This is a genomic window from Nostoc sp. 106C (genome assembly GCF_002154725.1).
Classification (GTDB): Bacteria; Cyanobacteriota; Cyanobacteriia; order Cyanobacteriales; family Nostocaceae; genus Aulosira.
On the sequence record NZ_MTAW01000097.1, the window covers coordinates 1 to 19825 of the forward strand.

Here is a 19825-nt window from a genome sequence, read left to right on the forward strand (position 1 = left end):
TATCTTCTCAAATTTTTGTCCTGCATAGCTTAGAGTTGCCTTGTCACCCTCTAAGAAGAATTACTTAATTTATATTGCAAAAATTTTCGCATTTTGGATCTCTAAACTAATGCGCGTCTAAATTGCATATTTGGTTGTTTAGGTCGTCAAGGGTCAAGAGGAGCCAGCGCTGTGGGCGGGTTTCCCGACTTGAAGCGACTGGCGTTCCAGAGTCAAGGCTCTTCTTGGACTTTTGACTCTTGACTCTGGACAACCCTCATGAGTAACTACGCAACTTAAATGCGTAACAGCTTAGCAAGTGCATCATCGACAACGCTATGGTCTGTTTGCCTGTAGTGGAATTTTATATAACTATGAATTTCTTTTGTGATCGCCTCAGTTTGTCACACGCAAAGTTTCTTTAGCAGCCGCCTCAATTAAATTGGGTTTAGCCGACACTCTAGAAATGGGTAACTTAGATGCTAAACGCGATTGGGGTTTTGCTAGAGATTATGTCGAAGCTATGTGGCTTATGTTACAAATAGATGAGCCGAAAGAATACGTAATTGGCACGGGTAAACTGGACAGTTTTGGTGATTTGGTATCCACAGCCTTTGAGTGTGTGGGGCTAGATTGGCAGCATCATGTAGCGAGCAATACCAATTTGCTCCGACTAGATGAACATTTTCACCTGATTGCCAACCCCAGCAAAGCCAAAACCAATCTTGGCTGGGAAACTCAAGTCAGCTTAGAGGAAATTTTAGACAAAATGGCAACGGTTGCAAAGCGGTGCGATCGTTCCAGCCACAAACTCTCAGCCCGTATCTATCCAACACAACAACGCTAATCAGTAAAGTGGGCGAAAATCTCAGTCTAAATACTAAATCTAATCAAAAAACTAACCATGTATTCGTGTTCTTAGAAATTTTTGTGCACGAAGGTGGTATACAGTCCTATGTTAAAGATATTTTTCGCGCCTATCAAAAATTGAGTACAGACTATAAAGCAGAAGTATTTGTACTGCGAGATAGTCCCAACTCTTCAAATCCCTGGGAATCGGAAAATTTAAAATTTTATGGTTTTAAAACTCAATCCCCCCAGATTGGTCGATTGAAAATGACGTTGGCGCTGCTGAAGTGTTTGCTGCTACAACGTCCCCAACATGTTTTTTGTGGTCACATCAAGTTAGCAAGACTTATACAAACTCTTTGCCAGCCATTGGGGATTCCTTATACTGTCCTAACTTACGGTAAAGAAGTTTGGGAACCGCTTAACGCTAGAGAACGTCACGCACTCACATCGGCATCAGGGATTTGGACGATTAGCCGTTACAGTCGCGATCGCGCCTGTGCGGCTAATTTTATCAAACCTCAGCAAGTACAAATACTGCCTTGTGCTATTGATGGTAATGAATTTACACCTGGAACCAAGCAGCCAGAACTGATTGCGCGGTACGGCCTAACTAATGTTAAAGTTTTGATGACTGTAGCGCGGCTATGGTCAGGGGATATTTACAAAGGTGTGGATGTCACAATTCGGGCATTACCGCAAATTCTCGAGGTTTTCCCAGAAGTAAAATACTTAGTCATTGGCCGCGGCGACGATCAACCACGATTAGCTCAACTAGCAAAAGATTTAGGTGTGAGCGATCGCGTGATTTTTGCTGGTTTCATTGCCACAGAACAATTAATGGCCCACTACCGCCTTGCAGATGCCTACATTATGCCTTCCCAAGAAGGCTTTGGCATTGTCTATTTAGAAGCGATGGCTTGTGGGATACCAGTGCTATCTGGTGACGATGATGGTTCAGCTGACCCTTTGCAAGATGGCAACCTAGGCTGGCGAGTTCCCCACCGCGATGCTAATGCTGTAGCGACAGCGTGTATAGAAATTCTCACAGGAGTTGACCAACGTTGTGATGGACATTGGCTGAGATCGCAAGCGATCGCACTTTTTGGCATGGATGCCTTTCAAAAACGGCTGCAAGAGTTACTTTAAAGACTACGAGGCAGGGGCTTGCCATTTATTTTTTCTTCGTGTCCCCGCGTCTTTTTGTCTCCCTCATCCCCCTTATTGACTCTTCCCTAAACTCGCTATCCTAGAAAGAGAGCAACACAACATTTAAAAAATGAGCCTTAAATCTTTTCCATCGCATCTTGAAAATTTTCGCCCTTGGCTCACGTTGTTAGCAGTTTTTTGGTTGCTGGCATCTTTAGGCTTGGGCTGGTTAGTTAATTCATTGCTGATTATTTTTGGATTGTTGCTATTGGCACCCGTGGTTGCGTTCTTTGGGTTCCGCTGGTGGTTGCAACGTAACTTGGTTGTCGATCAGTGTCCTGTATGTCGATATGAATTTACGGGTTTAAATAACAGCCAGTTGCAATGTCCTAACTGTGGGGAGCAGTTGTTAGTTCAAAATCGCCATTTTCGCCGCTTTACTCCAGCTGGCACAATTGATGTCACAGCTGTTGAAGTTCCCACAAAATCATTGGAAGATTAGAGTCACAAAGCGTTGGTCGTCTCTAATCTTGTCGAAATCAGCGTCAGTTTTTGCCATCTGGCGACATTCATCAGGATGAAGTTTGATAACTTGTTGCAAGTTCTCAATTGCTAAATCCGCATTTCCTAGTAAACCATAACAGCAAGCCTTGTTGTACCAGGCCTCATGTTTGTCTGGTTTAATTGCTAAAGCTTGGTCGTAGGATGCGATCGCATCATGGTATCGGTGTAAGCATGTCAGTGCTAATCCTCGGTTATTCCAGGCTTCGTGTTTGTCTGGTTTAATTGCTAAGGCTTGGTCGTAGGATGCGATCGCATCTTTATAATTTCCTAAGTTACGTAAAGCATTACCCCGGTTGTACCAAGCTTCGTGTTTGTCGGGTTGAATTAATAAAGCTTGGTCATAGGATTTGATCGCGTCTTCATATTTTCCTAAATTAAACAGAGCATTGCCCCGATTTTTCCAAGCTTTATGTTTGTCAGGTTGAATTAATAAAGCTTGGTCGTAGGATGCGATCGCGTCTTCATATTTTCCTAAATTAAATAGGGCATTACCTCGGTTATTCCAAGCTTCATCTTTATTGGATTTGATTGTCAGTGCTTGGTCATAGGATTTTACCGCATCCTCATACCTTTCTAAATGCAACAGTGCATTGCCGCAATTGTACCAAGCTTCGTGTTTATCAGGTTTGATTGTAAGTGCCTGTTCGTAGGATTTTACCGCATCCTCATACCTTCCTAAATCACCGAGGGCATGTCCTCGGTTATACCAAGCTTCATCATCGGGTTGAATAGCGAGTGCTTTGTCATAAGATGCGATCGCAGCTTCTAATTTACCTAAGTTCTTGAGGCAATTACCGCGGCTGTACCAGCTGTAATTGTCTTGAGGTTGAATAGCGAGTGCTTGATTGTAAGAATCCACCGCCTCTGCAAATTGCCCCAAGTTCCGCAAGGCGTTGCCTCGGTTAACTAAACTCTGGTGTAAGTTGGGGATAATTGCCAGCGCTTGATTATAAGATGACAATGCTTCTTCATGTCTTCCTAAATTTCGCAGCGCAATTCCTCGGTTATTCCAAGCTTGATGTAAGTCTGGTTTTAAAGCCACTGCTTTGTCGTAAGATGCGATCGCTTGTTCGTGTTGCCCATCTTCATCTAGGACATTACCTCGGTAATACCAAGCTAAGTAGTCATCTGGTTTAATTTCTAGAACTTTGTCATAGGATGCGATCGCCTCTGCAAAACGTGCTAATTTACTCAGTACAATACCCCGATTGCCCCAAGCTGGATAATAATTGGGTTGAATTTCTATTGTTTTATCCCAGCAAGCAATAGCTTCCTGGTAATAATTGGCTAGCGCCATCTCTACACCAAAATTTAGCAGTAGGCGCTGCATTTGCTTGGGGTGTCGCTTTGCCAGTTTTAAGATCAATTTGGTAAAAGGCAAAAGATATTCTTTAGCTTCTACGTGTTTACCTCTAGCCTCTATTTGGCCATCCCTTGGTGTCAGAATACGTTCAGCATGAATGAGAAAGTTAAGCGCAGCGTTAATTTGGCAACGATAACATAGCTGTTGCCAACAATTCCCACCTGCCAACATTTGTGCTGTCGCTTCTACAATAAAAACTTCCAGTGGAATATCGAATTGCCGCAGCAAATCCACTGCATCGTAAATATACTGAGCACCAGAGTGGCGCTTCACTGAATCTTGGTAGCGATTTTCCCAAGTTTTCCCCAAACTCTCCCGGTAAGTGTTGGAGTTTAAAGGTAAACCATCATGGCGAAGACGTTGGAGATTTTCCACCACATTTCTAAAGGTGGCGTCATTGCGCCTTGCAAGTTCAGAATACTGTTCTGGCTGAGTGCGAATTTTGATTTTAGGGACCATTGCTTCAAACACCTCAACAATTGCCTGATCCTCTGGTTCTGGCAATTCATAAATTTGAAATTGCTGCCACAGCTTGGGATATTTTTCCCATTGCAGTTTTTCCCAGGCGTTGGCTTCTCCGGGAAAGTCCGGTTGCTTTTCATTTCGTGCTGTAGCAATGACGCGGATTTCTGCTTTACCGCAGAATGACTCGTATCTAATCAATGTATCTAAAAGTCTTTGTTGTAAAGGAACTGTAAATCTTTCTGCTAAACTTTTTTCCGCCTCCGGAGAGATTTCCTCGTGGCTGCGGTGCATTTTCTGATTCAGGTCATCTAAGAAAAACAGTAACTTGCGATCGCCACCAATTAAACTTGGCAAACGTGCTGGTACATCCAGCCATTCATTCGGCTTGAGATAAAGCACCGTCCAGCCTGTTTGGTTAAGATGCTTAGCTACTTCAGCGGCTTCCCGTGTTTTCCCAAGTCCATTACGTCCGACAATTAACACCCAACGGTGTTCTTCTAGCAGCTGCTGTAATTCTTGGCGGATGCTACGATTCCCTACCCGCCTTTGATAGCATATATTGCGGTCTGCCAAGGGATCTTTGTCATCTCCACCTAGAATGCGCTGCATCAAATCTGAACTTTGAGGCTTGATCGCCTCAAAAGCAAAAGTTTCTGGGGGAATGCGTCGTTGGCGTTGTCGCCACATTAGCCACCAGAAGAAACTGACAACAGCAGGTAAAATAGTAGGCAACCCGCCTGAGAGCAGGTTGTCAATAAATTCCTTGTTGTCTGCATAAAAGTTGAGCATTGGCTCCAGAATGTCGAATCCCTCCACTTCGTTCTGGGTAGTCTATTAGGGACTGAGGACAAAGAGAATCAAAAATGACCTATGACAAATGACCAATGACAAATGACTATTGGTTAATTTGCAATCAACTCCACTGCATCTTTTCCATCCCAATCTTGTAAGTAAACTCTGACAATCTCCTCTTTGGCGGTGGGCAGCTGCTTACCAATAAAATCAGGATGAATTGGCAACTCACGATGACCTCTGTCTACCAAAACAGCTAAACGGATAACCTCTGGTCTACCGTACTCGTTAACTGCATTCAAAGCAGCACGAATAGTCCTGCCTTTAAAAATGACATCATCCACGAGGACAACTGTTTTCCCTGTAAGGTCAAAAGGGATATCAGTTTTAGCTGGAGTCCGCAACCCAATTTGATCTAGATCATCCCGATAAAATGTAATATCCAATGCACCCACCGCTACAGGTACACCTTCCAATGTCTCAATCTGACGTGCCAATAATTCGGCTAACAACGCACCTCTAGTATAAATACCTAGTAAAACTAGTTGAGATAAATCACGTGTCCTCTCCACAATCTGAGAAGCAAGACGAGTTACAGTACGACGGAGTTCTTCCGATGAGAGAATTTCAACCACTTTGACAGACATAGTCATAGACCGATACCCCTGAGTAATGCATGATACCAGACATTAGAGGCGACGGGGAGATGAGAGAGACAAAGAGACGCACAGACGCGCAAGGAGAATTCTTGACCCTTGACTAATACCCCAATGCCCTATATTCATCATTACCTGTTTAGGAGTATTAAGAATATAGCGATCGCTACTCCTAGCCAAAGTAAAAAACAATATCTAGTTAATTGCAAAGCAGACTGAATGCTCACAGGGGTGATGGGATAAATGTCATCTCCTAGCAGCGGTTTTTGCTTGGCTATGCCGCGATACCAATTTGTACCACCCATCTGTACACCCAAGATCGCAGCATAAGCGCACTCACTCCAGCCAGAATTAGGACTTGGATCAGCAACAGCATCTCGGCAACAAATACGCCAAACATAAAGGGGTTTACCTGATAACAATGCCAGCGTCACTACTGTTAACCGACAAGGCAGCCATGTAAGGTAATCTTCTAACCTGGCACTAAACCACCCCAAATAAGTATAGGGTGCTTCCCGATAGCCCACCATTGAATCTAGAGTACTACTGGCTTTATATGCTAAAGCTAGTGGCACAACTCCTACAAATGGAATAATTCCTCCCACAATTGCATAAAACAGTGGAGCCATTACTCCATCGGTGGCATTCTCCGTTACTGTTTCTAAAATGGCCCGCAAAATTTCTGATTCGGAAAGGTTTTTGGTATCTCGACCAACGTAATCGCTTAAAGTATCGCGAGCTTTTGTTAAGTTTCCTGCTGTTAAAGGTTTTAACACAGTAACCGCTGCTGTTCTCAAACTTCTACCAGCAAAACAACTAGCTAAGAGAATGCTTTCTAGGACAATTGCAAATAGCGGATGCATCCATCTAGCAATTTCAATTATTAACCAGCCAACAAGTCCGCTAGCAATTACTAAGATGATGCCTAGTACAATTCCAGCTATTCTTTGGGTTAGAGAATTATGACAGTATTTTAAAGACAGTTTGGTTAAGTGAGAAATTCCCCATCCCATAATTTGTACTGGATGAGGCCAACCCCAGGGATCGCCAATTAAGTAATCTAAAAGTGCAGCAATGATTAAAACAACAGCTGATGTCATTTGTCCTTTGTATGATTACCATTGACTAATGACTAATAACCAATGGCTAGACAACAAAATTAGCTTCTTCTCCTAGTGAAGCCTGCCAACTACGAGCATCGTAATAGAGGTCGGCCAGCGTAATACTATATATAGCTTCTTTCAACTTTTGGTTAAGTCTCTGCCAAAGTGTAAATGTTACCCAATCTTCAGCTTGTGCTGATGTTGGGGTATGGTGGGGCAAATAAGTAATCGTTTCACCTACTGACTCTAAAATTTGTCCTATAGAGATTTTTACAGGTTCTCGTGCCAATTGATATCCACCAACGCTGCCACGAATTGATTTCACTAACCCAGCACGACGCATTTCTATTAATAATTTTTCTAGGTAAGGAGCAGGGATATCTTGGCGATTGGCAATTGCTCTTACAGATACAGGACCATACTCTGGCTGTAAGCTTAAATCAAGCAAAGCCTTCACACTGTAGTGTCCTCTCGTTGTTAGTTTCATTCTCAGCAGCTTTGTTGTTGAGTCTATATTTAATGGTCAATGGTCAAAGAATTTTGGATATTGGAGCTTGACTAAGGATCAGTTTTGCTTATCATTCTTTACCCCAATTATCCTCATCAGTAGGTAGACAACCTTTTTAGCGCTACTTTAGAAAACTTAAACAAGTATAGTCTAGCAGTAATTCACAACCTATATATAGTTATCACTATTGCCAGCATTCTACAAAATAGATTCTCTTGACAATATTAGAAATCAAGTAACAATTCTGCTGATGAATGTAATATACTTGGCAAGGCTGAAATAAAAACTAAAGGATTCTGTTCCTACTAGCTCAATGTCAGCTAAAATAAAATCGATTCAAACACTTCAAACATTCGTTTTCAACCTAAGTTGATGCCTAAACAGAAAAAAATTGAACCCCTAGTCGGTGAAGATCTGCTCAAAAAAGTCAAAGAGCTAGAGAACGAGAGCAAAGAAGACAAAGCCAAGAAGTGCGGTTACTATACCGTTACCAAAAATGGTATAGAGCGCGTCAATATGATGAAGTTCTTAAACGCTCTGATTGATGCTGAAGGCATTCAATTGGATAGCACACCTAGTGCCAATGGGCGTGGTGGACGAAGTGCAAGCTATAGAATTAGTGTGCAATCGAATGGCAACTTGCTAATAGGTTCGGCTTATACAAAACAGATGAATCTCAAACCAGGAGATGAGTTTCTCATCACTTTAGGTAAAAAGCACATTCGTCTCAGACAGGTAGATCCAGAAGATAGAGAAGATGCTGAAGCTATAGAAGCCACTGCTTAATAATATAGTTAAGAAAAGCCAGCACCGCGGTGTTAGCGTAGCGGTGAGCCAGTCCGATGGACGGGTTTCCCGGGATAAAGGAACTGGCGTTAGCGTAGCGGTGAGCCAGTCCGATGGACGGGTTTCCCGGCATAAAGGAACTGGCGAACCCGTAGGGTAGCGAGGTACGAGCGTCGGCAGTCCAGCCTTGGGGAGCCAGTCCGTTGCGGTGAGCAGTGTGTTGGGCGGCTTTGCCTACTTGAAGCAACTGCGAACCCGTTCGCTAAAAGCGTTCCCAAAGGGTAGGGGGGTTTCCCCCGTTGTAGGAACTGGCGTGGTTTCCCCCAGAAGGAACTGCCGAAAGGGTTTCCCGACTTGAGTAGCCACTGCGTTGGACTGGTTTCCCGGCTTGTAGACACCCGGAGGGTGACTTCCCTCAGGGTAGCAAGTGGTGTGCGACTGGCGTTCAACAGTCCAAAGTCAACAGTCCAAATAATGGCTATTGACAATTGACTATTGATTAATGATTAGTGACCACATCTGTTATGGGTGGCGCTGATAAATATTGGTGAATTGCTTGATGTGTTACTGCTAAACTGCACGTTAATGCAATTTGCTCCTTTTCGAGTAGACCTAAAATGTGCTCATGGTTGTCTCTTGCTACTACTGGTAACTGATGCAAACCCCGGAGCGCCATGCGGTCTAATGCTTCAGATAAAGGTTCATCTCTCCAAGCATAAAGAATTTCAGTAGTACAGATATCTAGGAGAGTTTGACTGGATAAATTACTCTGGATTTCGGTTGGCAAATTCTGATAATTTTGCCCAATGCGAAGTTTGCGGTTAATATCATCTAAAGAAATAATCCCTACTAATTTCTCGGCTTCATTAATTACTAAAGCACTATGGCAGCGATCGCGGAGCATTTCCTTAGCTGCTTCTAATACTCCAAGCGTTGTCGGCAATTTCTTCGGACAAATAAGCATTGCATCTTCTACTAAAATTTCCTGCAACATCTCTGTCTTCTCGTCTTTCAACTCCGAAAGCCCAATCTGTTGAAGATTAGAATTGGAGTTAAAATTTGGCTTGATTCGCTCTATCAACCAGACACTCAAACCCACCGCCGCCATTAAAGGTAAAACGATGCGGTAGTCACGGGTTAATTCAAACAGCATTAAGATTGCAGTTAATGGTGCTCTGACACTAGCAGCCAAAACTGCTGCCATTCCTACCATTGCATAAGCTGGGGGAGCAGCCATCTGTGCGCCAATTGCTGGAGCAATTAAAGCCACAATTTTCGCGTAAGCTGAGCCAAAAGAAGCACCCAAAAACATCGCTGGTGCAAACAAACCGCCTACGAAACCACTACCAGTGCTAATTGCTGTCATCAGCAGTTTCGCTATCAGCAGTACAACTAGTAAGGGTAGAGAAAATTCCACATCTTGAAGCATTGCTTGTACAGTGCCATAACCAATGCCCAAGATTTGCGGGTAATACAAAGCTACTGCACCAACTATGACACCGCCAATAATTGGATGGATGTGTCTAGGAATTCTTCCCAAAAATGCAAAAATTGGCACCTGTCCAGCAAAGCAGGCTTTAGCTAACCGAATCGATTCTTTATAAGCTAGAGAAACTAAACTTGCTCCCAAGCCCAACCCCAAATAAATTGGTAATTCCAAAGGGCTGCGGACATGATAAACAGGTAAAGCAAAAGCAGGTTGTGCTCCCAAACCAATTTGTGCAATTAACGCTGCTACCACTGCTGCTAACAGCACCACACTGACGGCAGAGGTAGCAAAAGAAGTAGCTCCCATCACTACCTCTAGAGCAAAAAACACTCCAGCAATGGGAGCATTAAAGCCTGCTGCTAATCCCGCCGCTGCTCCAGCACCCAAAAGCAAACGCTGTTGCTCTTGAGATACTTGCAACACCAAAGACAATAACATACCAAAATTAGCACCAATTTCTACACTGGGCCCTTCTGGTCCCAAAGAAGCACCACTTCCCAAAGAAACTGATGCTGCTATCATCTTGGTCACGGGGCGTAGTGGTTGCTTAATTTCTTTTCCTTGAGAAGCAGCAATTAGAGATGAAAGTCCAGGGCCAAAGTCTTGCGTACGCCAGCGCATCAATCCGACAATTAAGCCACCAAAAGTGGGAACGCAGGCTAAAGTCCACGCACCCCAGACACCAATAATGCCCATCAAATCTTCCAGCATTAGGTTGTGAATCAGCTGGATCAAATAATGAAAGGTAACGACACCCATACCCGTACCGCCGCCAATTAATATAGCTAAAAGCAGCACAACGGTTTCTAAGGATGGTTGAAAACGGTTAATTAAGCGGGCTAAACGAGTGGAAAGAGAAGGAAAAGCAGGTGGTTGCGTCAGCTTCCTCAGTTCCGTGGGAGGCAAGAGAGTCATTGAGAGGCGAGGTAAATGTAAGAAAAAATTTAAATTTTTATCTGTTACTTCTCATTGTGAGCCATTATTTAGCAACCAGACAAGTATGCTTGATTGGCAAAATTTACAAAGTTTTAGTTAAAAAAAATTCCACTGTGCAAAATTTTCCTGGGGAGAATGGTTAAATGGGAGAGAATTATTATAGTTAGTGGTCAACAAGCAGTGGTAAAGTGCAAGTCAGTATGAACTCCAAGACTGTAGAGGCAATACAGTATATGTAGGTAGACTTGGTGGTTAGCACCAAAGGGCAACAGCAATGAGGAGTCATTCTGCGCTAAATCTAGCTATACTCGTGTTGCGGTCATTGAACTAACCTGATTACGAAGAAGACTGTATGTGTAATTAAAAACTGATGCTAGACCACACAGGTGAGTCTATTAAGTGTTGAGCGGGAATTTACTATAGCCATTGTTTATAGAGTGAGTCAAGGGACTAGGCGGATAAGGTAGATGAATATACACACCTTTGATAATCATTATGTTACTTGCCCAATTTGCCAAAAAAATGCTACGCCAAAACCACTAAAGACGTGCATTGGCTTGTTTAGTTGTCCGTATTGCCAAGAAAGACTTGTAGTTTGTCAAAGCGGTCATTACGTCCGCGATCCATTTACTCTTAAACAGATGATGGTCTCTTCGGCACTACGTCGTCAAAGCAGCCCTTTAGCTAGGATTATACGAGATTTTGTCTTTCTTAAGCGTCCTGTGGTAGCTCTGGCTGTAGGAAGTGTGATGATGTTGACTATGATTGCACTGACCCAGCAAAATACAAGCCGCGAACAGCAGTTAAGTCCTCAAACAGAAATAGATATAAAAAATCAGTAAGTGTATTTACTGTATCATTTTATATTATTAAGTACTCTTGTTTAGTATTTAATTAAGTATAATATTAATCACACCGTATACTATCTTCATTCGGAAGTATACGGTTTAATTTTGTCAAAAAACTGAAGCAAGGGATGAGACAGATGAGGGCGAAAAAAGAATACAGTACTTACGCAACTGACAGATTCTTTTAAATTCATAGTGTGGGATATAAATCTTAGCACTTGTGTTCTCTATTATACATATTGTAAGTCCCAGCGCTAAAATAGAATTGTTAGACTAATTTATAATTTACACGAATATATTTTAATGTCAAAAAGTTCAAATAATCCTAGAGATTATGATGCAGACACGCTTTGGGCAGTAAAAAGCTAATGACTAATTGCACCTTTAGCCATTAGCGATTATTCATTATCTATTACCCATTATTTGGATTACTACCAATTTCAGCTAGCAAATTCCGCACGCAACTGGTTGACAACTCGATCTAGTCCTACAGAATGAGCAGCTTTGAACAATAAACGATCGCCTTCTTGGACAAATGTCTTTAATCTCGCTACTAATTCTGCATGGGTAGCAAAGCACTCAGATGGAATACCTTCAGCACTTTTGGCGATCGCTTCGGCATCTTGTCCATCTACCAAGACTAACAACCCGTCTAATTTCAATTTTTGCACCGTTTCCCCGACTCGTTGGTGCAACTGTGGCGATCGCTCTCCCAATTCTTTCATCGCACCTAAGACTGCAATCTTGCGTTTTCCTGGTGTGTCTGCCAATAACTGCAAAGCGGCTAACATAGCTTCCGGTGCGGCATTGTAAGTCTCATCTAAGATGACTACATCATTAGGCAAAGCAAAGCGCTGCGATCGCCCTATGGGCATATCAACATTTACACCCGCTTGCAAAGATGTCCAATCAATTCCTACTACCTTAGCTACTGCCAAAGCTGCCAAGAAATTTGTGGCATTGTGACGGCCAGGTAGGGGTAAAGGTAGCTGGATTCCCGCCACTGTCATCTTTTCATTATCAATTAGCTGCCCTACGATATCGCCGCCAGACAAGCCGTAAGTAATCGTTTGCCCTTGCCAAACTTGAGCCGCTGTGGAAATTAACAAAGGATTATCATAGTTGAGAATTGCCACTTTATCCTTCGGCATTTCGGCTAATAACTCACATTTTGCTTGAGCGATCGCGGTTTCGGAACCGAGTAACTCAATATGTGCCGTCCCGACATTGGTAATTACTCCGATTGTTGGATTAGCGATGTGCGTAAGTTCGGCAATTTGTCCCTTACCTCGCATTGCCATTTCAATCACAGCGTAATCATGTTCTGGACTGAGTTCTAGGAGGGTTTTCGGTACGCCAATTTCGTTATTGTAATTGCCATAGGTTTTGTGAACTCGCCCATGAGTTGCCAAAACTGCGGCAATTATTTCCTTAGTTGTAGTTTTACCCACAGAACCAGTTACCCCAATTACTGGAATATCAAAGCGATCGCGCCACCAACGGGCAATTTTCTGATAGGCTTCTAGGGTATTTTTGACTTGTAATACCGGAAAATCAGGATTTTCGTAGTCAAAATCAACTATTGCAGCTAAAGCACCTTTAGCGATCGCTGTTGCTACAAACTCATGTCCATCAAAATTTTCACCTCGCAAAGCCACAAACACTTCACCTGGCTTGATGATACGAGTGTCTGTTTGGATACCGCTACCTAGTTGTGCTAAAGCGGCTACTGATAAATTGACAGGCTGGGCTAAAAGAATTTCAACCAGTTGATTTAAGGTGGCAGAACAAGGCATAAGAGTGGAATTGTTCCCAAGAATAAATTATTGAAATTCTAGTGGCAAAAGCATAAAATTTAAATCTTTATTATTCCGATGGCTTATTCTTAGGACTCACGACAAAATATAGCTGTGAGCGATAAAAACAAACATCAAACTCCATAAAAAAATTAACTTGCCCCAAAATTAGAGGAACTTGCACAGCCTTAGTCCAAGTAAATACAAGTTGTACAGGCTCAAACTGACTAATCGTTGCTTGAATTACTACAACTCGAGCATCATACTGAGCAAAGTTTCCCGTCAAATTCAAAGTTACTGTTTGACGCTCCCAAATGTATCCCAGATCAATACCTAATTGGTAAGGTAAGACATTAACTGTTGCTCCTGTATCTAGCAATGCGGATGCTGTCGCAGAACATTGTTGATTTACGAGTGCGATAGGTATATACGGGCGAAAGCCAGCTTCCCCTAATGTTGCTTCAGCATTGACAAAAAGAAATTGCTCACCGCTAGTCATGATTTTGAGTTTTGGTCGCTTGCAAAACTTCTAGCATTGTGTTTGTTTGCAGCTTCAAAAGCATCATAGGGAGACCAAACAGGATAAGATTGTTCAGGTTTAATCAGTTCAGCCTCTTGCTGGGTTAATTTTGAAACTAAAACCTGCACAATGTAGAGTTTGTCTGCTCGATTGAGTTTTTGCAGCGTGCTAAGTAGTTCTGCTGAAACCATTTTTGGATGCTCCAACCAGTTAAAACAGTTTAACTCGATCCTAGTACCACGTAACCCTGTAGAGACGTTCCATGCAACACTTCCATAACTGATAACGCAATGTAACTCTGGCAAATGCCTGGATTTGCTAGGATTTGAATAGGTTTTTTGCTGCATCTTTGATGGCTTACGATTTTGCCAATTCTTTAATTCCCGATACTGCGCTTTCGGTTACTGGGTTAACTGACTACATCCGCTTGCTGTTGGAACAAGATGATCAACTGCGACAAGTTTGGGTGACTGGAGAAGTTTCCAGCGCTAATCACCATCGGAGTGGCTTATTTTTCACGTTGCAAGATCCCGATGGTACAGCCGGAATTAAGTGTGTGGCGTGGAATAGCCAACTGACAAAACTAGCGCAGTTACCTATTCCTGGGGAGCAGTTAATTATCTTGGGTAGTCTGAGAGTTTATCCGCAAAGGGGAGAATATCAGCTATCTGTTTGGCAAGCTTTACCTGCTGGTGTTGGTTTGCAGGCGTTGCGCTATCAACAGTTAAAAAACCGCTTTTTGTCTGAGGGATTATTCGATCCCGAAAGAAAGCGATCGCTTCCTTCTCACCCCCAAACGATCGCTGTAATCACTTCCCCAACTGCTGCGGCTTGGGGTGATATCCAAAGAACCCTCAAACAACGGTATCCAGGGTTACAGGTTTTATTTTCTCCCGCGACAGTACAGGGTGAGCAAGCACCGGAATCGATAGTTAAAGCAATTGAGCGAGTAGAACGGGATGGTCGCGCCGAGGTGATAATTTTATCACGGGGAGGCGGCGCAGTTGAGGAATTAGCTTGCTTTAATGATGAACGAGTTGTGCGATCGCTCGCTAATTGTTCTATACCTGTGATTACTGGTATTGGTCATCAAAGAGATGAATCTTTAGCAGATTTAGTGGCAGATGCATGTGTGCATACGCCTACTGCTGCGGCAGAGATGGTTGTACCAGCGCTAGCAGATTTATATACGCAACATCAGCAACGAGTAGATGCTTTATATGACGCAGTATATGAAGTTAGAAGAAATGCCGAAAAGCAACTGCAAGCTTTGCAAAACCGATTGCGGCATCTACGCTTAGATCGGCAAGTGCAACAAGAAGTGCAAAGGCTAACTTGGAAACGTCAGCAATTGCTGCAAGCAACAAAGCGGCGATCGCAGCAAGCTAGCCAACATTTAGAAATGTTACACCAAAAGTTGGTCACTCTTGACCCGAAAGCAGTGTTGCAGCGTGGTTATGCTGTAGTTAGACAAGAAAATGGTGCGATCGCTCGCTCTGTTGCAGAGTTAGCTGTAGGAGATGAGTTATTGATTCAGTTGGGGCAGGGAGAAGTTAAAGTGAAAGTTAAGGAAGTCAAAGATTAACAAACCGTAGAGAGTTTAATGATTAAACGTAATAGCGCGTCTAATTCGGATGCAGTAGCAGCTTGGAACTATGAGGCTAAGGTTGCTGAAATCGAAAAAATTATCACTAGTATTGAAACAGGCGAGTTGGAATTAGAACAGGTATTTAACCAATTTACAACTGCTGTGGAATACTTGCGTCAATGCGAAAATTTTTTGCAGCAGCGACAGCAACAGGTAGATTTGTTAATTGAAACCTTGAGCGATGATTAAAAATGCACTATTATCCCAGCGCTCTGGGAATAATATAAATATAGTCAGTATATATTCTCAATGTTAAATAATTTAAGCTTTCATAAAGCCGTAGAAGTAGCAATTATCAGTTTGCCAATACCTGCTGAAGTTGTTAAGAAGGTTAGCTTTTTTATCGACGGTGAAATAGTTAGGATACATGGACTAACTGATGAAAATAAGAGAAACCTCGAGATTCAAAGAGTAAAGCGTCGACTCTGCATTATACCCTATAAATACAATATGGAAAAGGAAGTGCTTACTGTCTACATAAAAACGGGTTATTTATCTCATGAGTTGATAGATGCACAAATACAATGGAGCGAGTGGTTAAGTTTGCACTATCCACGTTTTAATCCTGAAATTTATTAATGAGGCAAAAAAGAAAACTCAATAATAATAGATATAGATATTTTAATTTATCAAGTTTATAATATTATGTTCGGATAAATAGTCATTGCAAGCAAAGAGTTCGCTGAAAGCGTTACTGAAGGGTATTAATTGTAGAGATTTTATGATTTCTTCACTTCGTTGCACTTGCAATGACGTTTTATAAGTCATCAGCCAGACATGAGATGAAACCCTATTTTTTTCCTAAAGAAAACTTTATTCTGAAGTTTAGGGTAAAAAACCGAAATCTTTTCTGAGAATATTTTCAGCCTCGGTAATCGTCTTGACTTTACGCTCTGTCAATTTTTTACTAATATTCTCATCAACTTTAAATCCATTTTTTTCTCGATGGTAAAGTATTGTGACTGGGAAAGGTGGGGGTGTTTTTGAGGGATAACTCCGATATGGAGAGAAATTGCTGGTCATGTAGTTACCAATCAACAGAATACCATCCTCATCAGGCCCATCAAAATCAAGTTCTATAAAAGATACAGCTTTCAGTCCTAAAAAGTTCCAAGCTTGCAGATTTTGAGATTGGGGGAAGGTATAGGCTACCCGCTTATTCTTCACCAAATATAAAGAAAGTTTGGCTTTTCTGGAACCCTTAAGGAATTCTTGAACTGGCACAAATATACAGGAACCAAAATCTGGTAAATTAACGCGGAACGCGTGTTTAAAAAGTATGTTTTGTCGTGGTAGTGCTTGCTTAACTTGACTAATTTCCTCAGATGTAATGCGAGTGGGACTCAGTTGTTTTGTCTGTGCCTCAACAACTGCATTTTTAGGGAAGTCCGCAGTCGATGAGCCAATCGCTAATAAAGTAGTCAGGGATGTGAGGCTAATGGCAAATGCACATTTCTTAGCCCAGTGAAGCTTCCAGGTTTGATGATTCATCATTAATATTTAGTGGGGAGTTTAAAATCTTGCCTAAAAATATGAGTTAAGTTTAATACAAGAAAAACACTTAATTTAGACTAACTTATCACTTATTTATAAAGCCAAACTTCCAAATCCCCGACTTCTTTAAGAAGTCGGGGATCTAGAGGAGGCGATTATATTAGAAGAAATAACCCTTCTATCTGTTATTTAGTTGAAATCCCGACGCTATCACCCGGCTTTGAAGGCCATCTAATAGTTAAAATAGTGGAATCAGATTCAGCTACCCAGGTATGCAGCACACCTGCACACCAGAGAACATAATCGCCTGGATGCGATAATAAAATCTCTCTATCTTGAAATTGCAAGCGAAATTGTCCGTTAATGAGAATAGAAACAGTCGCAGCTTGGTTATTGACTGCCCACTGAGTTCTACTATCTCCAGCTTTGTGAACACCCCATTTAACTTCTATTGCTTCTGTAGAACGCGGATCTTCAATAGGGGTGATAAAGTGTCCCAAAAACCATCCCCAGCGATTAGCACCCTCTTGTTCGGCGTTTCCGAAAATAACTTTGTCGTTGGTCATTGGTTGCCAGTCTCCGGAACCAAAATTTGTCCGGTGTAACCTGCTTGATTGTACGCTTGTAGGGTGTGATTTGCGATCGCTCCGGCTGCGCCTGCTGCAACTAAGGCTACGCAAGCACCCCCAAAACCAGCACCCGTGAGCCTGGCACCAAAAACCCCTGGTGTTTTCTGCAAAATCTCTACTAATGTGTCCAGTGCTGGAACAGAAACTTCGTAATCATCCCGCAAGCTAGCGTGAGATGCGTTCATCAACTCGCCAAAACGCTCAGATGATACACCCTGCAAAACCTCTAAGACACGGTTATTTTCTGTAACTACATGACGAGCACGACGACGTAAGGGTTCGGGTAACTCTTTTACATTACTAGCATCAGTAATATCTCGTAGCGCCTTTACTCCAAGCGATCGCGCCGCCTCTTCACACTCTGCTCGCCTTTGGTTATATCCACTACTTGCTAGAGTGCGAGGCACACCACTATCGATTACTAAAATTTCCGCTCTACTGGGCAAAGGTAGTACCCGCCGTTCTAGAGTACGCGTATCTAAAAACAGGATATGCTCAGTATCAGCCAAGCTTGAAGCCATCTGATCCATGATGCCGCATTGCACACCAGCGTAATGAATTTCCGCTTGCTGTGCCAATTGGGCAATTTCTACATCATTAATCGGGAGGTTCAGAAGTTGGCGTACTGCTCTCAGAGTACTAACTTCTAAAGCCGCGCTACTAGACAAACCTGAACCCATTGGCACTGACGATTTAACATACACATTCAGTGATGGGATTGTATATGCTTTTTGTTGTAAAACATGAATACAACCAAAAATATAACTGGCAAATCCAGATGGTGTATGATTGATGTCTAAAACGCTAACTTGCTCATCTAAATTTTCTGAGTAAAAGTGATGTTCTCCATCGGTACTAAAACCTAACTGTACCGTTGTTTTTTGCGGAATAGCCGTTGGCAGAACGAAGCCATCATTGTAATCTGTATGTTCGCCTAATAGGTTTACCCTTCCAGGCGCGCTGGCTTCAATTTCGGGTGGTTTATCAAATATTTTTTGGAAGTTCATAATTGTTTTGTGATAGCAAAATCAGCAAAGATTAAACCTCTATCGATAGGTGGAATTCTGAAAATAGATAAATTTTGATTCTTGAAAAATGTCCTATAGCTCTATCTCTCTTCTTTCCTATTCTCTATCTCATGAGTAAGTTTGCAAATCAAATGGGACTGCTATGTATGCCTAAATTGCAAATTTAAATTCCTTGAGCGATTTTGCCCATAAAAATTGCAAAAGCTTAATTAAGCATTGCATGGTGGCTAATTGCCAAGCAATCGAGCCAATTCATATTTGATGATCCGATAACACTCACAGGATGTTGCTTCTAAACCTTCTCTATTGAGGATGGTAATGTGACCGCGATGATAGCTGATGATTCCCTGCTCGCTGAGAGTGCCAGCAGCTACCGTTACCCCAGAGCGACGGACACCCAGCATATGAGAAATATATTCCTGAGTCAGGGGCAACTCGTCTGATTGTATACGATCAGAAACTGTTAGTAGCCAACGGGCGAGCCGTGCTTCCAGTGTATGCAGACGATTACATACAGCCGCTTGTGACACTTGAGCGTGCAGAGCTTGTACGTAGCGTAGCAGTAGCTTTTGAAGAAGTCCACCCCGCTCAAACTCAATTTTCACTATATCTGCATTCATCTGCATAGCACTGCCTGGAATTTTTACAATACCGCTTGTAGTCGTTGTATTACCTCCCAAAATTACAGGAATACCTACCATGCCTTCATTACCCACCAAACCAACTTCTACCGTAGACCCATTTTCTGTAGTGATAATTACAGAAACTACTGAATTATTAGGGAAATAAATTTGTGTTATTGGTTCTTCCGGCTCATAAAGAAACTCTCCTGACGAAAGCGCAACGAACTTTAAATGAGGGACAAGACGCTCATATTCATAGGCAGGAAGAGCCGCAAGTAGTCGATTTTCTCTCATGATAGTAGGAGTTTTGTTAACTAACATAAAATTCACCTGACTGTAGTTATGGCTATTCAAGAAACTTCCATAAGATATGATGCCCTTATTACCAGGTTTACCAGGCGAGAAGCGATCGCTTATTTTAAATAAATGCCAAATAATACGGCGTGATTTTGTCCCACCACACCAATATTATTAATAATTATTTTTGCATTTATTGTCAGTTAACAGATATTTTTTTTTGTCTCTAACAAATGACGGCGGGGCGGCGGGGGGGGGGCGGCCCCCCCCCCCCGCTTTTTGTTTATTACTTTTTTTTTCTTA

The 19825-nt window shown here is 42.3% G+C and carries 20 protein-coding genes and 1 pseudogene; 8 read left to right on the forward strand and 13 right to left on the reverse strand.

Features of this window, described 5'->3' with window-relative positions:
• Positions 1–298: 298 nt before the first annotated feature.
• The 3 genes and pseudogenes from BV375_RS12375 to BV375_RS12385 form a co-directional block, all read left to right on the forward strand.
• A pseudogene (locus BV375_RS12375) lies at positions 299–833 on the forward strand (GDP-mannose 4,6-dehydratase); the annotation flags it as partial.
• Positions 826–1977: a glycosyltransferase family 4 protein gene (locus BV375_RS12380; protein ID WP_086760867.1), complete on the forward strand. Its 1152-nt coding sequence runs from the start codon at positions 826–828 to the stop codon at positions 1975–1977. The pseudogene BV375_RS12375 and the gene BV375_RS12380, both read left to right, overlap by 8 nt.
• Before the next feature lie 130 nt (positions 1978–2107).
• On the forward strand, positions 2108–2479 hold the full coding sequence (locus BV375_RS12385; protein WP_086684465.1) for a hypothetical protein: 372 nt from the start codon (positions 2108–2110) through the stop codon (positions 2477–2479).
• Here BV375_RS12385 and BV375_RS12390 read toward each other — a convergent pair.
• From BV375_RS12390 to BV375_RS12405, 4 genes are all read right to left on the reverse strand, one after another.
• Positions 2465–5158 carry a tetratricopeptide repeat protein gene (locus BV375_RS12390; RefSeq protein WP_243713925.1) on the reverse strand — a complete coding sequence of 898 codons (2694 nt, stop codon included), beginning with the start codon at positions 5156–5158 and terminating at the stop codon, positions 2465–2467. The two genes, BV375_RS12385 and BV375_RS12390, sit on opposite strands and share 15 nt — an antisense overlap.
• Before the next feature lie 113 nt (positions 5159–5271).
• Positions 5272–5814, reverse strand: coding sequence for a bifunctional pyr operon transcriptional regulator/uracil phosphoribosyltransferase PyrR (gene pyrR / locus BV375_RS12395; RefSeq protein WP_179197989.1), 543 nt, complete (start codon positions 5812–5814; stop codon positions 5272–5274).
• A 134-nt stretch (positions 5815–5948) separates the two neighbouring features.
• Positions 5949–6917, reverse strand: a complete 969-nt coding sequence (gene cbiB / locus BV375_RS12400) for an adenosylcobinamide-phosphate synthase CbiB (RefSeq protein WP_086760835.1) — start codon at positions 6915–6917, stop codon at positions 5949–5951.
• Positions 6918–6963: 46 nt separating this feature from the next.
• Positions 6964–7407 (reverse strand): Rrf2 family transcriptional regulator, encoded by a 444-nt coding sequence (locus tag BV375_RS12405; RefSeq protein ID WP_086760837.1) that lies wholly within the window; start codon positions 7405–7407, stop codon positions 6964–6966.
• 393 nt (positions 7408–7800) lie between these two features.
• Between BV375_RS12405 and BV375_RS12410 the strand changes: the two genes are divergently transcribed.
• Positions 7801–8214 carry an AbrB family transcriptional regulator gene (locus BV375_RS12410; RefSeq protein WP_086760840.1) on the forward strand — a complete coding sequence of 138 codons (414 nt, stop codon included), beginning with the start codon at positions 7801–7803 and terminating at the stop codon, positions 8212–8214.
• 89 nt (positions 8215–8303) lie between these two features.
• Here the strand turns inward: BV375_RS12410 and BV375_RS35950 are convergent, their stop codons facing one another.
• Together BV375_RS35950 and BV375_RS12415 are read right to left on the reverse strand one after the other, a co-directional pair.
• Positions 8304–8702 carry a hypothetical protein gene (locus BV375_RS35950; RefSeq protein ID WP_143842067.1) on the reverse strand — a complete coding sequence of 133 codons (399 nt, stop codon included), beginning with the start codon at positions 8700–8702 and terminating at the stop codon, positions 8304–8306.
• 11 nt (positions 8703–8713) lie between these two features.
• A complete protein-coding gene (locus BV375_RS12415) occupies positions 8714–10618 on the reverse strand; it encodes a chloride channel protein (protein WP_086760843.1) in 1905 nt (634 codons plus the stop codon).
• A 488-nt stretch (positions 10619–11106) separates the two neighbouring features.
• Here BV375_RS12415 and BV375_RS12425 point away from each other — a divergent pair, with 488 nt between their 5' ends.
• Positions 11107–11481 carry a hypothetical protein gene (locus BV375_RS12425; RefSeq protein WP_086760847.1) on the forward strand — a complete coding sequence of 125 codons (375 nt, stop codon included), beginning with the start codon at positions 11107–11109 and terminating at the stop codon, positions 11479–11481.
• A gap of 446 nt (positions 11482–11927) precedes the next feature.
• Here the strand turns inward: BV375_RS12425 and murF are convergent, their stop codons facing one another.
• The 3 genes from murF to BV375_RS38125 all read right to left on the reverse strand — a co-directional run bounded on the left by murF (position 11928) and on the right by BV375_RS38125 (position 14150).
• On the reverse strand, positions 11928–13283 hold the full coding sequence (gene murF, locus BV375_RS12430; RefSeq protein ID WP_086760849.1) for a UDP-N-acetylmuramoyl-tripeptide--D-alanyl-D-alanine ligase: 1356 nt from the start codon (positions 13281–13283) through the stop codon (positions 11928–11930).
• A 70-nt stretch (positions 13284–13353) separates the two neighbouring features.
• A complete protein-coding gene (locus tag BV375_RS12435) occupies positions 13354–13782 on the reverse strand; it encodes a hypothetical protein (protein WP_086760851.1) in 429 nt (142 codons plus the stop codon).
• Entirely contained in the window at positions 13779–14150 is a 372-nt protein-coding gene (locus BV375_RS38125) for a hypothetical protein (protein ID WP_243713926.1), read from the reverse strand. Before BV375_RS38125 ends, BV375_RS12435 begins: the two co-directional genes overlap by 4 nt.
• Before the next feature lie 5 nt (positions 14151–14155).
• Here BV375_RS38125 and xseA point away from each other — a divergent pair, with 5 nt between their 5' ends.
• The 3 genes from xseA to BV375_RS12455 are packed head-to-tail and all read left to right on the forward strand — an operon-like array spanning position 14156 to position 16030.
• Positions 14156–15388 (forward strand): exodeoxyribonuclease VII large subunit, encoded by a 1233-nt coding sequence (gene xseA, locus BV375_RS12445; protein WP_086760853.1) that lies wholly within the window; start codon positions 14156–14158, stop codon positions 15386–15388.
• An 18-nt stretch (positions 15389–15406) separates the two neighbouring features.
• Positions 15407–15640, forward strand: a complete 234-nt coding sequence (xseB, locus tag BV375_RS12450; RefSeq protein WP_086760855.1) for an exodeoxyribonuclease VII small subunit — start codon at positions 15407–15409, stop codon at positions 15638–15640.
• Between the two features lie 60 nt (positions 15641–15700).
• On the forward strand, positions 15701–16030 hold the full coding sequence (locus BV375_RS12455) for a hypothetical protein (protein ID WP_086760857.1): 330 nt from the start codon (positions 15701–15703) through the stop codon (positions 16028–16030).
• Positions 16031–16276: 246 nt separating this feature from the next.
• Here BV375_RS12455 and BV375_RS12460 read toward each other — a convergent pair whose 3' ends face one another.
• The 4 genes from BV375_RS12460 to BV375_RS12475 all read right to left on the reverse strand — a co-directional run bounded on the left by BV375_RS12460 (position 16277) and on the right by BV375_RS12475 (position 19546).
• Positions 16277–16945, reverse strand: coding sequence for a hypothetical protein (locus tag BV375_RS12460; RefSeq protein ID WP_143842069.1), 669 nt, complete (start codon positions 16943–16945; stop codon positions 16277–16279).
• A gap of 185 nt (positions 16946–17130) precedes the next feature.
• The gene (locus tag BV375_RS12465) at positions 17131–17511 is read right to left on the reverse strand and encodes a signal peptidase I (protein ID WP_086760861.1); all 381 of its coding nucleotides are present in this window, start codon (positions 17509–17511) and stop codon (positions 17131–17133) included.
• Positions 17508–18581 carry a galactokinase gene (gene galK, locus BV375_RS12470; protein ID WP_086760863.1) on the reverse strand — a complete coding sequence of 358 codons (1074 nt, stop codon included), beginning with the start codon at positions 18579–18581 and terminating at the stop codon, positions 17508–17510. The genes BV375_RS12465 and galK overlap by 4 nt, the downstream gene beginning before the upstream one ends.
• Before the next feature lie 248 nt (positions 18582–18829).
• Entirely contained in the window at positions 18830–19546 is a 717-nt protein-coding gene (locus BV375_RS12475) for a Crp/Fnr family transcriptional regulator (protein ID WP_086760865.1), read from the reverse strand.
• Positions 19547–19825: the final 279 nt, after the last annotated feature.